The 13,646-nt window shown below is 60.8% G+C and carries 11 protein-coding genes; 9 read left to right on the plus strand and 2 right to left on the minus strand.

Annotated elements, in window-relative coordinates:
• Nucleotides 1-278: 278 nt before the first annotated feature.
• The gene (locus ACG33_RS02320; RefSeq protein WP_066918368.1) at nucleotides 279-650 is read right to left on the minus strand and encodes a hypothetical protein; all 372 of its coding nucleotides are present in this window, start codon (nucleotides 648-650) and stop codon (nucleotides 279-281) included.
• Nucleotides 651-796: 146 nt separating this feature from the next.
• Here ACG33_RS02320 and modB point away from each other — a divergent pair, with 146 nt between their 5' ends.
• The 4 genes from modB to ACG33_RS02340 all read left to right on the plus strand — a co-directional run bounded on the left by modB (nucleotide 797) and on the right by ACG33_RS02340 (nucleotide 3,705).
• Nucleotides 797-1,480: a molybdate ABC transporter permease subunit gene (gene modB, locus ACG33_RS02325; protein ID WP_066922709.1), complete on the plus strand. Its 684-nt coding sequence runs from the start codon at nucleotides 797-799 to the stop codon at nucleotides 1,478-1,480.
• A gap of 3 nt (nucleotides 1,481-1,483) precedes the next feature.
• Nucleotides 1,484-2,626: a molybdenum ABC transporter ATP-binding protein gene (modC, locus tag ACG33_RS02330; protein WP_083536371.1), complete on the plus strand. Its 1,143-nt coding sequence runs from the start codon at nucleotides 1,484-1,486 to the stop codon at nucleotides 2,624-2,626.
• 39 nt (nucleotides 2,627-2,665) lie between these two features.
• Nucleotides 2,666-3,271 carry a rhomboid family intramembrane serine protease gene (locus tag ACG33_RS02335; protein WP_066918370.1) on the plus strand — a complete coding sequence of 202 codons (606 nt, stop codon included), beginning with the start codon at nucleotides 2,666-2,668 and terminating at the stop codon, nucleotides 3,269-3,271.
• Between the two features lie 203 nt (nucleotides 3,272-3,474).
• Nucleotides 3,475-3,705: a helix-turn-helix domain-containing protein gene (locus ACG33_RS02340; RefSeq protein WP_066918372.1), complete on the plus strand. Its 231-nt coding sequence runs from the start codon at nucleotides 3,475-3,477 to the stop codon at nucleotides 3,703-3,705.
• A 185-nt stretch (nucleotides 3,706-3,890) separates the two neighbouring features.
• Here the strand turns inward: ACG33_RS02340 and metE are convergent, their stop codons facing one another.
• Entirely contained in the window at nucleotides 3,891-6,185 is a 2,295-nt protein-coding gene (gene metE / locus ACG33_RS02345; RefSeq protein ID WP_066918374.1) for a 5-methyltetrahydropteroyltriglutamate--homocysteine S-methyltransferase, read from the minus strand.
• 107 nt (nucleotides 6,186-6,292) lie between these two features.
• Between metE and ACG33_RS02350 the strand changes: the two genes are divergently transcribed.
• The 5 genes from ACG33_RS02350 to ACG33_RS02370 all read left to right on the plus strand — a co-directional run bounded on the left by ACG33_RS02350 (nucleotide 6,293) and on the right by ACG33_RS02370 (nucleotide 13,527).
• Nucleotides 6,293-7,186 carry a LysR family transcriptional regulator gene (locus tag ACG33_RS02350; RefSeq protein ID WP_066918376.1) on the plus strand — a complete coding sequence of 298 codons (894 nt, stop codon included), beginning with the start codon at nucleotides 6,293-6,295 and terminating at the stop codon, nucleotides 7,184-7,186.
• Nucleotides 7,187-7,354: 168 nt separating this feature from the next.
• Nucleotides 7,355-8,905, plus strand: coding sequence for an apoptosis inducing factor family protein (locus ACG33_RS02355; RefSeq protein WP_066918378.1), 1,551 nt, complete (start codon nucleotides 7,355-7,357; stop codon nucleotides 8,903-8,905).
• Between the two features lie 211 nt (nucleotides 8,906-9,116).
• A complete protein-coding gene (locus tag ACG33_RS02360; RefSeq protein ID WP_066918380.1) occupies nucleotides 9,117-10,217 on the plus strand; it encodes an NAD(P)-dependent alcohol dehydrogenase in 1,101 nt (366 codons plus the stop codon).
• A 234-nt stretch (nucleotides 10,218-10,451) separates the two neighbouring features.
• Complete coding sequence (locus ACG33_RS02365; RefSeq protein ID WP_157071837.1) at nucleotides 10,452-11,675, plus strand: ATP-binding protein; 1,224 nt, start codon at nucleotides 10,452-10,454, stop codon at nucleotides 11,673-11,675.
• A 145-nt stretch (nucleotides 11,676-11,820) separates the two neighbouring features.
• On the plus strand, nucleotides 11,821-13,527 hold the full coding sequence (locus ACG33_RS02370; protein ID WP_066918020.1) for an IS1634 family transposase: 1,707 nt from the start codon (nucleotides 11,821-11,823) through the stop codon (nucleotides 13,525-13,527).
• The last annotated feature ends 119 nt before the right edge of the window (nucleotides 13,528-13,646 follow it).

Raw genomic sequence — 13,646 nt, forward strand, 5'->3', positions numbered from 1 at the left:
GCACGCAAAGCATCGGCCCGATCTCCATGGACTTGATGGCCGGACGGCACGGCATCATATAACTGCGACGGCGGTCGCAGGATTTCGAGGCCGATCCGCACCGCGGGGGGCGCCGGTCGATGCCGGCATGCAGGCAGGCGGATTCCTGCCGCATTAAAAGAAGAATCGAGAAAAAGACGGGTCGAGTTTCACATCGTCGATCTTGCGGATCGATGCGCCCAACCTCATTTCAGCCGCTGACCGCGGCGTGGCACTCCGCTGCGATCAGTTCTTGGCGATCAACTCTTGGGCCGCGCCTTGTACGCCTGGACCTGCTCGTTGAAACGGGCAGCATGCGCTTCGAGTTCCTCGACAGCGGCGTTATGCCGCTTGCTGTGGATGGCCCGGATCGAGGCAATCTGACTCTTGGAGGCATCAGCGCCCGCCGCCTCGATGCGCGCGTTCATTTCCATCTCCAGGCAGCTCAAATAAGCATTGACCTCGCTATTGTATGCCTTGATCGCCTGCATACCCGCGATCATTTCTTCTTCGGTGGCGGTGGCACCGTTGGGGCTGTTGTCCGGCGCCTTGGGGTAGAGGCATTCAGCATTCGCTCCGGTCACGCCCAGCAGGCCCGCCAGCATGACGCCCCACAGAATACGAATATTCATTGCTCACACCCTCCAGCAACCCGGCAAAATGAGAAAATACTCAAAATGAGAAAACACTTCGACCGTGGTTCCATACGGAACCATCATCGGAGACATATTAGGGCAGCATGGTACCGCCGGCTGGGCGCGTGAGGGAAGAACGACGAATGACAGCTGTGGAACTCGATGCCCTGCGCCTGAGCTTATCCGTCGCCCTGCGCAGCGTCCTGGTGAGCCTGCCGGTCGCGATCGTGATCGCCTGGGTGTTGACCCGGACCCGGTTCAAGGGACGGCTGCTGCTGGATGCACTGGTGCATTTGCCCCTGGTGCTGCCGCCGGTCGTGGTCGGTTATCTGCTGTTGCTGCTGTTCGGTATGCGGGGTCCGTTGGGCGGCTGGCTGTATGAACACTTCGGCGTACAGCTCATATTCACCCGCTCGGGTGCCGCGCTCGCTACCGCGGTGATGTCGTTTCCGCTGCTGGTGCGTGCGATCCGCATTTCGCTGGAAGGTATAGATCCGGGATTGGAACAGGCGGCGCGCACCTTGGGTGCCGGCGCCTGGGACCGGTTTTTCACTGTCACGCTGCCATTGATGCTGCCGGGCATCCTGGCCGGAGCGGTGCTGGCCTTCTCGGCCGGTCTGGGCGAATTCGGCGCGGTGATCACGTTCGTCTCCAACATTCCCGGCGAGACGCGTACCCTGCCGCTGGCGCTCTATACTGCCTTGCAGACACCTGGTGGCGATGCGCTGGCGGCGCGGCTGGCGGCCATTTCATTTTCCTTGGGGTTGCTCGGCTTGATCGTCGCGGAACTCATCGCGCGGCGCGTACGCTGGTTGCTGGGACGCTGAGCGATGTTCAGTATCGCGGTGAGCAAGCGGCGCATCGGCTTCGAACTGGAGGTCGCGATCGAGGTGCCGAGGCCCGGCGTGGTGGCCTTGTTCGGCCGGTCCGGCTGCGGCAAGACCACGCTGGTGAACATCGTCGCCGGTCTGGTCGCGGCGGACCAGGCGCGTATCGCGATCGATGGTGTCGTGCTCGAGGATTCCCTGCTCGGGCAGCGAGTGCCCGCACACCGGCGCCGTATCGGCTATGTATTTCAGGATGCGCGGCTGTTTCCCCATCTGGATGTGCGCGGCAATCTGCGCTATGCGCAGCGCCGTGCGTCGCGTGTACCGGCGCGCATCGGCTTCGATCAGGCGGTGCAGCTGCTCGGGCTGGAGGCACTATTGCGCCGCCGGGTGCATCAACTCTCCGGCGGTGAACGCCAGCGTGTCGCGCTGGGGCGTGCGCTGCTGGCCCAGCCTCGGCTACTGTTGCTGGATGAGCCGCTGGCCGCGCTGGATGCGGCGCGCCGCGACGAAGTTCTGCCTTATCTGGAGATGCTGCGCGACGAATTGTCCGTGCCCATGATCTATGTCAGCCATCAGTTCGAGGAAGTTCTGCGCCTGGCGACGCATGTGGTACTGATGGAGCAAGGCCGGGTGGTGGTGCAAGGCGGGTTGGACGACATCAGCCTGCACCCGCGGTTGCGGGCGATCGTCGGTCCGGAATCGGTCGGCGCCGTATTGCTGGGCAGGATCGAAAACGACGGCGATGGCAGGCTCGCCACCGTGTGCATCGGCGAGAACGTGTTGAGCGTCCCGATGCGGGCGGCGCGCAGGGGAGCCATGGTTCGGGTGCAATTGCTGGCGCGTGACATCATCCTGGCGACGTCGCGCCCGGAGGGTCTGAGCGTTCGCAATATGTTGACCGGCAGGGTTAGCCGTGTGAGCGGCGACGACGCCGATACGGATCTGGTGCAAGTCGACGTCGGTGGCGCGCATATCATGGCGCGGGTGACTCGCGAGGCGACGGCCGCCTTGGGCCTGCGCGGAGGATTGCGCGTCTGGGTGCTGGTGAAGGCCGTATCGATTCGTGGACATGCGTTCGCGGGCGGCGCAAGCCTTGAAGTCTTGAAGTCTTCCATCGGGATGGGATCCGATGCTGCGCAATGACAGGTTTGAATCGGCTGTCGAGATGCCCATACTTGCGGGATGTACGATCGAATAACACCTATCAACAAGGCGCTGATCATCGCCAACGTGGTGATTTTCGCCCTGCAGCATCTGCTGGGAAATTTTTTGGATGTCTGGTTTGCGCTCTGGCCGCCGGAGGCAGCCAGTCTTGGCTATCCCAGCTTCCGGATCTGGCAACTGGTGACCTACGGGTTTCTGCACGGCGGTCTGGCGCACCTGTTTTTCAACATGTTCGCGCTGTTCATGTTCGGACCGGATATCGAGCGGCTGTTCGGCGCGCAGCGGTACTTGATCTATTACATCGTGTGCGTGATCGGTGCTGCTCTCATGCACCTGATCGTTGTCAGCATGGCCGGCATGCCGCCGCTGCCGACGATCGGCGCGTCCGGCGGGGTGTTCGGGCTGTTGCTGGCCTTCGGCATGGCCTATCCGAACCGCAGAATCATGTTGCTGTTTCCGCCGATACCGATGCCGGCATGGTTGTTTGTGACCCTGTACGGACTGTTGGAGTTGTATCTGGGCATGACCCAGACGGCGTCGGGGGTAGCGCACTTCGCGCATCTCGGCGGTATGGCGACGGGTTTTGTGTTGATCCGCTATTGGCGGGGCCAGCGGCGGCGTTGACAGAAAAAGCGAGCGAGACAGCAGGCGATGGAGTGAATATTGCGAAAAACACCATCGCGGCGATTCGCTCCAGACTCGATTCATTCTTACCGCACCATTGTCAGGGATTGTTCGTGGCATAGTTGCTCCCCCAGCGACGGACATGGCATCGGACATGTCCAGTAGCCGCATGGAATGTCGGTTCCTTGAATCCTGGAGCGGATATGAACGAAAAACGGGCGACCGAGGCCATGGGCCTCGTCATTCGCGAAATGCGCCGACAGCGCCGGCTTACGCAGGCAGATCTGGCTAAAAGGACGGGCCTCAGCGCCCGACAGATCAATCACATCGAATCAGGCAATCGCCCACCCTACATGGACGAGGTGTTTCTGCTGGCGGACGCACTGGAGGTGCAGGCCTGGGTGCTGACGCGCAGGCTGAACGAGGTGCTTTGAGGGCTGGTCGTCGCGCAGTATCTTCAGTTGAGCAAGTGCTGGTGCCGCATCACGATGTCCGGAACCGGACGGATCATCCTCGATTAGGATCAAGTTGCCGCGGAGCAGAACTATAAAGCGTTCGAGTCTTACCGGCGATCAAGGATTTTCATGACGTATGGCAACTCCAGGATGATTCGTGCAGATCAGTTTACCTCAGCGCGCAACTCCCGGGCTGCCGCGACCATGTTGGCGAGTGCCGGAATGACTTCACTCCATTGCCGGGTCTTCAGGCCGCAGTCGGGATTGACCCACAGTCGCTCGGCAGGAACGCGTTCCGCAGCTTTGCGCATCAGTTGCACGATGTGTTCCCGCCTTGGGATGTTCGGTGAATGGATGTCGTACACGCCGGGGCCGATTTCGTTTGGATACCGGAAGTCGTCGAATGCATCGAGCAATTCCATGGCGGAGCGCGAGGTTTCGATGGTGATGACATCGGCATCCATGTCGGCAATCGAGGCAATGATGTCGTTGAATTCCGAATAGCACATATGGGTATGGATCTGGGTCTCGTCCGCGACGCCGTTGGCGGCGATGCGAAACGCTTCCACTGCCCAGCTTAAATAGCTTTTCCATTGCGATTTGCGTAGCGGCAGCCCTTCACGCAGGGCGGCTTCGTCGATCTGAATGATGCGTATGCCGGCCTTCTCCAGGTCCAGCACCTCGGCGCGGATCGCCAGCGCCAACTGTTTGCAAGAGACCGAACGCGGCTGATCGTCGCGGACGAAGGACCAGTTGAGGAGGGTCACTGGACCGGTGAGCATGCCCTTCATGGGCTTGTCGGTGAGCGAGGCCGCATACTTGATCCACTCGACCGTCATGGCCTTCGGACGGCTGATATCGCCGAACAGGATCGGCGGCTTCACGCAGCGGGATCCGTAGGATTGGACCCAGCCGAACCGGGTGAAGGCGTAGCCATCGAGCTGCTCGCCGAAATATTCGACCATATCGTTGCGCTCGGCTTCGCCGTGAACGAATACGTCCAGACCCAGCGATTCTTGTTCGCGCACGCTGCGCTCGATCTCGGCGCGCATCGCCTTGTGGTAGGCGGCCTGGTCGATCCGGCCGGCTTTGAACCGACTGCGCGCCTGGCGGACCTCGGGGGTTTGGGGGAAGGAGCCGATGGTGGTTGTGGGGAATTTCGGCAGCTTGAGCCGTACGGCCTGCTTGAGCGCTCGCTGCGTGTAGGTGTTTTTTCGCCGGCCGAATTCGGCGTCGATGGCGGCGACCGCTGCCTTGATGGTCGGGTCGTTGACGCGCGGCGATCTGTGCCGCATTTCGATGGCGGTACGGTTGGCATCCAACTCAGCTGTCACTGCCTCGCGGCCTTTGTCGAGGGCAGCCGCCACGGTGTGCAACTCATCGAGTTTTTGCAAAGCAAAGGCTAGCCAGGATTTTATTTCCGGATCGAGTTTTTGCTCGCTGGTGAGATCGACTGGTACATGCAGTAGCGAGCATGAGGGTGCAATCCATAAACGATCCCCGAGTTTCATCGCCAGCGGCTCCAGCCAGTCGAGGAGGGCGTTGATGTCGGTTTTCCAGATATTGCGTCCGTCGATGACACCCAGCGACACGATCCGGTCGGCCGGCAATCGGGCGACCAGCGGATCGACTTCCTGCCGTGCACGGATGGCATCCAGGTGTATGCCCTGTACCGGCAGAGCACCCACCAGCGACAGGTTCTCCAGCAACGGGCCGAAGTAAGTGGCCAGCAGGAGTTTGACCTTGCCGGTATTCAGCGCCGCATAGGCGCTGATGTATGCCTGCCTCCAGCGATCCTCCAATTCGGTGACCAGGATCGGCTCGTCGATCTGCACCCATGCCACGCTCTGAGCGGCCAATGCGGTGAGCAGTTCCTGATAGACGGGCAACAGGCGCGGCAACAGTGCGAGCTTGTCGGAATCATCCTTGGCCTTGCCGAGCGCAAGATAGGTGATGGGGCCGATGATCACCGGTTTGGCGTTGATGCCTTGCGACCTGGCCTCGGCGAGTTGTACCAGCAGGCGAGAGGCATCCAGCCTGAATTCGCTCTGCGCGTCGAACTCCGGCACGATGTAATGATAGTTGGTGTCGAACCACTTGGTCATCTCGCCGGCAGCGACGCCGCCACAGCATCGCGCATGGTCGGCTGCAGCTTCGGCCGAACGGCCGCGTGCCACGCGAAAGTAGTTGTCGAGCGTATTGCCATGGAAGCCGCGCACGCGTTCCGGCAGATTACCCAGGGTGAAGCTCATGTCCAGCATCTGATCATAGAAGGCAAAGTCGCCCACCGGCACCCAATCCAGCGCGGACTGATTATCCCAGTGACGCTTGCGCAGTTGTGCCGCGACCGCCTCGATCTCGTTCCGGGAGATCTGCCCCTGCCAGTACGCCTCCAGGGCGAACTTCAGTTCGCGCTGTGCGCCGATGCGAGGAAAGCCAAGGTTGTGGGTGGTCGCCATGTCTGTCGATGCTCTTGTCGGGAGAGTCACGGGGATCGTAGGATGCTTGATCCATGAGGTAAAATGGTCTTTATTCACAAATCGATTAATTTTATTCATGTGTAGCCGTGCTGGAAAAAAACCATTTAAGCATCATTCGCGCAGTGGACACGGAGGGATCCCTGACCGCTGCGGCCAAGGCGCTGCATACGACCCAGTCGGCGCTCAGCCATACGGTGCGCAAGCTGGAGCAGCAGCTCGGCACCGCCATCTGGTTGCGCGAGGGACGCCGGTTGCGGCTGACCCAGGCGGGTGAATATTTGCTGGCGGTGGCTCATCGCGTGCTGCCGCAACTGGCACAGGCTGAGGAACGAGTACGCCAGTTTGCAACGGGTGGACGCGGCGTCCTGCGCATCGGCATGGAGTGCCATCCTTGTTATCAATGGTTGCTGAAAGTCGTCTCGCCCTATTTACAGGCATGGCCCGATGTCGATGTCGACGTGAAGCAGAAATTCCGATTCGGCGGTATCGGCGCACTGTTCGGCTACGAGATCGAGCTGCTGGTCACCCCCGATCCGCTGTATCGGCGCGGGCTGCGCTTCGAGCCGGTGTTCGACTATGAGCAGGTGCTCGTGGTCGGGCGTGGACATCCACTGGCGGGGGCTGCTTATGTGCGGCCGGTCGATCTGAGTCGCGAAGTGCTGATCACTTATCCGGTCGCCATCGAACGGTTGGATATTTACAACCAGTTTCTGCTGCCGGCCGGCATCTCGCCTCGGCGCCACAAGATCATCGAGACGACCGATATCATGTTGCAAATGGTCGAGGGCGGACGCGGTGTGACGGCACTGCCGCGGTGGCTGGTCGAGGAGTATGCCGGCAGGATGGCCATCACGGCTGTTCGGCTGGGCCGAAACGGCATTGCCAAGCAGATCTTCCTGGGCATGCGCGAAGCTGATCTCGAGATTCGCTATGTGCAGGCCTTCATCGCGCTGGCACGGGATCGATCGACAGGCTCATAAGATCACGTGGAAGGCGTTCGTATGGAACCGACCCGTAGGAGGTGAGGCACCTGGTCGATTGGTGCAGTCCCTGTGTTTGTACCTACCCGGTTCCAGGGCATGAATTGTTATCTTTGAACCTCTGATGGCATGGCGATTGTCCATGCACGGTATTTCGGGAGATGAATCATGTCTGCAGGGAATTCGCATCACGCCGGGCCTGATCTTGCCGCGGGCGTGGTACTGGCAGACTTGCCCGACGGCGGCAAGCTAGCCGGTCATGTCGGCGATCATGCCGTGTTGCTGGTGCGCCGCGGCAGCGACGTATTCGCGGTCGACGCGCTATGTACGCATTATCACGGGCCACTCGCCGAGGGGCTGGTCGTCGGCGATACGGTGCGTTGTCCCTGGCATCACGCATGCTTTGATTTGCGCACGGGCGAGGCGCTGCGTGCACCGGCACTTAGCCCTCTTGCGTGCTGGTCGGTGGAACAGCGCGACGGCAGACTCTTCGTACGCGGGCAGCGGGCACAGTCGGAAATACAGCCATTCGAATCATCCGCTGAGACGCCTGCGCGCATCGTCATCGTCGGTGGCGGTGCAGCTGGATTCGCTGCGGCCGAACGGCTGCGCCGCGAAGGCTATCAGGGCGACGTGGTCATGTTGAGCAATGACGATGCCGCACCGGTCGATCGGCCGAACCTCTCGAAGGACTATCTTGCGGGAGCCGCGCCGGAAGATTGGGTGCCGCTGCGCCCGGAAAGTTACTATGCGCAGAACGGCATCGATCTGCGCCTACAGACGGAGGTGGTGCATATCGATCCGCTGGCCCGCGAGATCGGTCTCGCCGATGGTGGTAGGCAGTCGTACGACCGGCTCCTGCTTGCGACCGGAGCCGAGCCGGTACGATTGATGATTCCCGGTGCGGATCAGCCGCATGTCCGCTCGTTGCGCTCACTGGCCGATTGTCGCGCCATCATCGAACGCGCCATCGATGCACGTCGTGCAGTGATCGTGGGTGCCAGCTTCATCGGCCTGGAGGTTGCGGCTGCATTACGGGCGCGCGATATCGAAGTCCACGTGGTGGCACCGGACAAGCGGCCGATGGAGCGTGTCCTCGGGGCGCAGATCGGCGACTTTGTACGCGCGCTGCATGAGCAGCATGGAGTCATCTTCCATCTCGAGGAGACAGTGACCGCCATCGACGGCCGGCGCGTGCTGCTCAGTGGCGGCGGTACACTCGAGGCCGATCTGGTGGTCGTCGGAATCGGTGTGAAGCCGCGTACCGAACTCGCCGAAGCGGCAGGTATTCGCGTCGAGCGCGGCGTGCTGGTGAACGAATATCTCGAAACCAGCTTGCCGGGCATATTCGCCGCCGGCGATATTGCACGATGGCCTGATCCGCATACGGGCGAGATCATTCGCGTCGAACACTGGGTCGTCGCCCAGCGACAGGGACAGACGGCTGCCGTCAACATGCTGGGGCGGCGCGAAAAATATACCGCCGTGCCGTTCTTTTGGACCCAGCATTACGACGTACCGATCAATTATGTCGGGCATGCCGAACAATGGGACCGGATCATAGTCGAGGGCGACATCGGCGCCAGGGACTGCCTGCTGCATTTCAATCGCGGCAACCGCACTTTGGCTGTCGCATCGATTTTTCGCGATCTGAATTCGCTGCAGGCCGAGGTCGAGATGGAGCAGCGGATTGCTGCAACAGCAGATCAATTGAAGTGATGCAAGGAATTACGGTATGAGCGTCCCGGCCATACCCAGCGTCTTTGGTTGGCCGGAATCTCGAGCATTATCACCTTAGCTGAATATTCTGCTGCCAGAAAGGTGCATCGGGCCGGTGATTGAATAAGGCTCGTTTTATGACGACGAGTTGAGAGTCAACCACAGGAATTCCAGAGTAGCATTCATTGAATTATCGATATTGGGGGTCGACATGACTGCCATGATGAAAGCCGCCATCTTTGTCGAGAAGGGCCGCATCGAGCTGGCCGACAAGCCGATTCCGCAAGTGGGTCCCAACGACGCGCTGATCCGCATCACTACCACCACGATCTGCGGTACCGATATCCATATTCTCAAGGGTGAATATCCGGTCGCCAAAGGCCTGACCGTAGGCCATGAGCCTGTGGGCATCGTCGAAAAACTCGGCAGCGCCGTACAGGGCTACCAGGAAGGTCAACGCGTGATTGCCGGCGCCATCTGTCCAAATTTCAATAGCTACGCAGCCCAGGATGGCCATCCCAGCCAGGACGGCAGTTACCTGATCCCGCACGGCCGTTGCGGCAACCATGGCTATAAGGCCACCGCAGGCTGGCGTTTCGGCAATATGATCGATGGCACTCAGGCCGAATACGTGCTGGTACCCGACGCACAGGCCAATCTGGCGCCCATCCCCGAAGGTCTGAGCGATGAGCAGGTGCTGATGTGTCCGGACATCATGTCCACCGGATTCAAGGGTGCGGAAAACGCCAATATTCGACTCGGCGATACCGTGGTCATCCTAGCTCAGGGTCCCATCGGCTTGTGCGCCACCGCCGGTGCACGCCTGCTGGGTGCCACCACCGTGATCGCCGTGGACGGCAACGAGCACCGCCTGGGTATCTCCGGAAAGCTGGGCGCCGACGTGACATTGAACTTCCGCAATGTAGATGTAGTGGACGAGGTCATGAAGCTTACCGGCGGCAAGGGCGCCGATAGCTCCATCGAGGCGCTGGGTACGCAGGCCACGTTCGCGCAGGCGATGAAGGTGCTCAAACCCGGCGGTACGCTGTCGAGTCTGGGCGTATATTCGGAAGACCTGTCGATCCCGCTGGCGCAATTCGCCGCCGGCCTGGGCGATCACACCATCCGCACTGCGCTGTGCCCTGGCGGCAAGGAGCGCATGCGCCGGCTGATGAACGTGATCGCCGCCGAGCGTTTGGATCTGGGTGTGCTGGTCACGCATCAACGCAAGCTCGATGACATCGTCGAGGCCTATGACCTGTTTGCCAATCAGCGCGACGGGGTGCTCAAGATCGCGATCAAGCCTCAATGATATCGCCTGCGGTAAAGGTGTCTTCGCGAAGCTGGTGGAATGGGCTGAATACTTGGGGGATAACGCGCTCTTCCGGAGTCTGGCCGGAACGAGCTCATAGAGTTTGCAGGCGCACGGCCGCTTTCGCCCGGCCATTCCCGCGCTTTCAATTAGCCGGCCATTGGCTTTCAATTAGCCGGCTTCTTATTTACAATCAGCCGTGACCCTCATCATGATAATTCGCAGATGGTTTCCATGTACCCGCGCTTCATCGAGCGCCAGTTACGCCAGGCGCTGTCGGATACCCGTGTCGCGCTGATCACGGGACCTCGCCAAGCAGGTAAAACGACGCTTGCCGAGAAGCTCGCCAGGGATGACATGCCCTTCCTCACGCTCGATGACGACACCACACTCGATACGGCTCAACGAGATCCGGTGGGGTTCGTGCGCGGACTCGACCGCGCCATTATCGATGAAGTTCAACGCGCCCCGCGCCTGTTGCTGGCCATCAAGCGCAGCGTGGATATCGATAAGCGTCCCGGCCGCTTCGTGCTGACGGGTTCGGCCAATCTCATGACTCTGCCGCAAGTGGCGGATTCGCTGGCCGGCCGCATGGCGCTATCCGAGCTGCTGCCTCTGTCGCAGGGCGAGCTGCGCGGCAAGCCGGGCAGTTTTCTCGATCGTGTTTTCCAGGGCAAAGCGCCCGCCGTCGGCGATCTCGTCATCGGCGCCGAGCTGGTTCGAACCGTATTATCCGGAGGTTACCCGGAAGTCCTGGAGCGTCCCTCCTGGGCGCGCCGACAGAAATGGTTTCTGGACTACCTCAAAGCCATCATCGAGCGCGACGTGCGTCATATCGCCAAAGTGGATCATCTGAGGCAAATGCCGAGATTGCTGCGCATCCTCGCGCAGCACTCGGGACAGCTGGTGAATTACTCCGGCCTCGGCGCGCCCCTGGCCATCTCTCACGTGACGACACAAAAGTACGTGGGTATTTTCGAGAAGTTGTACTTGCTGCGCACGCTGCCACCATGGCACGACAATGAGATCAAGCGCCTCGTCAAGACACCCAAGCTGCATTTCCTGGACTCGGGACTACTCGCAGCCCTACGGAATCTTTCCCCCGAGCGCCTGCAGTCGGATCGCACGGTCTTCGGATCTTTGCTGGAAACATTCGTGCTCGCCGAACTCCTCAAGCTTGCGACTTGGAGTGGCGGCCATTTCGAGTTCCACCACTTTCGGGACCGATACGACAACGAGGTCGACGTCGTCATCGAAGACCATGACGGGCACATCGTCGGCATCGAAGTCAAAAGCAGCGCGACGGTGTCGAGCGGGGATTTTTCGGGGCTGCGAAAACTTGCCGACGCATGCGGCAAGAGATTCACGCTCGGCTTGGTCCTCTACGACCACGACACGCTCGTGCCCTTCGGCGAGCGGCTGTTCGCCGCGCCGATTTCGACGTTGTGGGGAGATTAGCCCGAAGTTCTTTCTGAATTCCCCCGTTGGGTAATTAGTTAGCCGTTGCGGATCAGTGGCTTGCGAGTCTTGTGTGGTCTTTCTGCGCAAAATATGTACCCATGTAAATAGTTGCAACGGGGCCAATTTAGCGTAGAATACGCGCATGCATATCGATGTTGTACCCAACCGTAAGTCCCGCCCCGCCTACCTGCTGCGCGAGACGTTCCGCGAGGGAAACACGGTCAGGAAGCGCACGATCGCGAACTTGTCCAGCCTCACCGATGAGCAGATCCATGCCTTGCGCGCGATTCTCAAGGGTGAGCCCCTGTACCCACTCCAGACGCTGTTCAACGTCGTGGGATCGCAGGCACACGGCCACGTCGAGGCGGTGCGCCTGGCCATGACCAAGCTGCGCCTGAGTTCACTGCTGGGCACGAAGCCCTCACGCGAACGCGATCTGGTGCTGGCCATGCTGGCCGCCCGGGTGCTCTGCCCGCGCACCAAGCTCGCCACCACCCGCTGGTGGCACACCACCACCCTCGCGCAGGACTTCGGCGTGGCGGATGCGAGCGAGACGGAACTCTACGCCGCCATGGACTGGCTGCTCGAGCGCCAGGGCGCGATCCAGAAAAAGCTGGCCCAGCGGCATCTGGGTCCCGACAGCGTAGTGCTCTACGACCTGTCGTCGAGCTATTTCGAGGGAACCACCTGCCCGCTGGCGAAACTCGGCTACAGCCGCGACGGTAAGCGGGGGATGCTGCAGGTCAACTACGGCTTGCTCACCGACCGCCGGGGCTGTCCGGTCGCTGTATCGGTCTACGAGGGCAACACCTCAGACCCGCAAACGCTGATGCCGGAAATCGCGCGGCTGAAGCAGGAGTTTGGGGTCGAGCAGCTGGTGATGGTGGGTGATCGCGGCATGATCTCCCAGAAAGCCATCCATACGTTGACGAATGAACAAGGCGTACGCTGGATCACCGCGCTCAAGAGCACCTCCATCCGCACGCTGGTGAACCAGGGACATGTGCAGTTGGATCTGTTCGACGAGCGCAATCTGTTCGAGCTTGAGCACCCCGATTATCCCGGTGAACGCCTGGTTGCCTGCCGTAACCCGGCGCTCGCGCAACTGCGCGCACACAAGCGCGAAGAGCTGTTGTGCGCCACCGAAAAGCAGCTCGAGAAGATCCGCGCGTCCGTGGCCAAGGGGCGCTTGCGAGGCCAAGATAACATCGGTGTGCGGGTTGGCCGCATAGTCAATCAATACAAGATGGCCAAGCACTTCGCACTCGATATCCGCGAGGATCTCTTCGGCTTCGAGCGCAAGACCGACGGTATCGAAACCGAAGCCCGCCTCGATGGGCTCTATGTCATCCGCACCAGCGTCCCGGCCCAGATCATGGACGCGGCCGAATGCGTGCGCCAATACAAATCGTTGGCTCAAGTAGAGCGCGCGTTCCGAACGCTGAAGAGCGTGGATCTGCGCATCCGGCCGATCCATCATCGGCTCGCCGAGCGAGTACGCGCACATATCCTGCTGTGCGTACTGGCCTACTACATCGAATGGCACATGCGCGAAGCCTGGCGCGAGCTGCTGTTTGCGGACGAAGACCAGGCCGCCAAAGCCACGCGCGATCCGGTGGCGCCGGCGAAGCGCTCTGAGGCCGCGAAACGCAAAGCCCTGACGGGTCGGCTTCCCGACGCAACGCCCGCCCACAGCTTCTCAACGCTCCTGGCGGAGTTGTCCACGATCGTGCGAAATACCTGCCGCGCCGCGCTGCCCGGCGAGTCGACATCCACGTTCGCCGCGGTGACCACCGCGAACTCGAAACAACAGCGCGCACTGGAGTTGTTGCAGAAGATCACCGTGTAGCCAGGCGCGAGCACCCCAGGCTCAGGTTAAGTATCTGAGCCTGCGAATAAATTTACTCTTTCTTCACAAGAACTTCAGATTAGCGAGCATCCGCGCTTGTTTTGCCTTTGTCATCGCTC

This window comes from Steroidobacter denitrificans, assembly GCF_001579945.1.
GTDB lineage: Bacteria > Pseudomonadota > Gammaproteobacteria > Steroidobacterales > Steroidobacteraceae > Steroidobacter > Steroidobacter denitrificans.

Excerpts from the sequence above, each read along its gene's own strand:
- ACG33_RS02320 (WP_066918368.1), bottom strand. The coding sequence starts at position 650 with ATGAATATTCGTATTCTGTGGGGCGTCATGCTGGCGGGCCTGCTGGGC.
- modB (WP_066922709.1), top strand. The coding sequence starts at position 797 with ATGACAGCTGTGGAACTCGATGCCCTGCGCCTGAGCTTATCCGTCGCC.
- modC (WP_083536371.1), top strand. The coding sequence starts at position 1,484 with ATGTTCAGTATCGCGGTGAGCAAGCGGCGCATCGGCTTCGAACTGGAG.
- ACG33_RS02335 (WP_066918370.1), top strand. The coding sequence starts at position 2,666 with ATGTACGATCGAATAACACCTATCAACAAGGCGCTGATCATCGCCAAC.
- ACG33_RS02340 (WP_066918372.1), top strand. The coding sequence starts at position 3,475 with ATGAACGAAAAACGGGCGACCGAGGCCATGGGCCTCGTCATTCGCGAA.
- metE (WP_066918374.1), bottom strand. The coding sequence starts at position 6,185 with ATGGCGACCACCCACAACCTTGGCTTTCCTCGCATCGGCGCACAGCGC.
- ACG33_RS02355 (WP_066918378.1), top strand. The coding sequence starts at position 7,355 with ATGTCTGCAGGGAATTCGCATCACGCCGGGCCTGATCTTGCCGCGGGC.
- ACG33_RS02360 (WP_066918380.1), top strand. The coding sequence starts at position 9,117 with ATGACTGCCATGATGAAAGCCGCCATCTTTGTCGAGAAGGGCCGCATC.
- ACG33_RS02365 (WP_157071837.1), top strand. The coding sequence starts at position 10,452 with ATGTACCCGCGCTTCATCGAGCGCCAGTTACGCCAGGCGCTGTCGGAT.
- ACG33_RS02370 (WP_066918020.1), top strand. The coding sequence starts at position 11,821 with ATGCATATCGATGTTGTACCCAACCGTAAGTCCCGCCCCGCCTACCTG.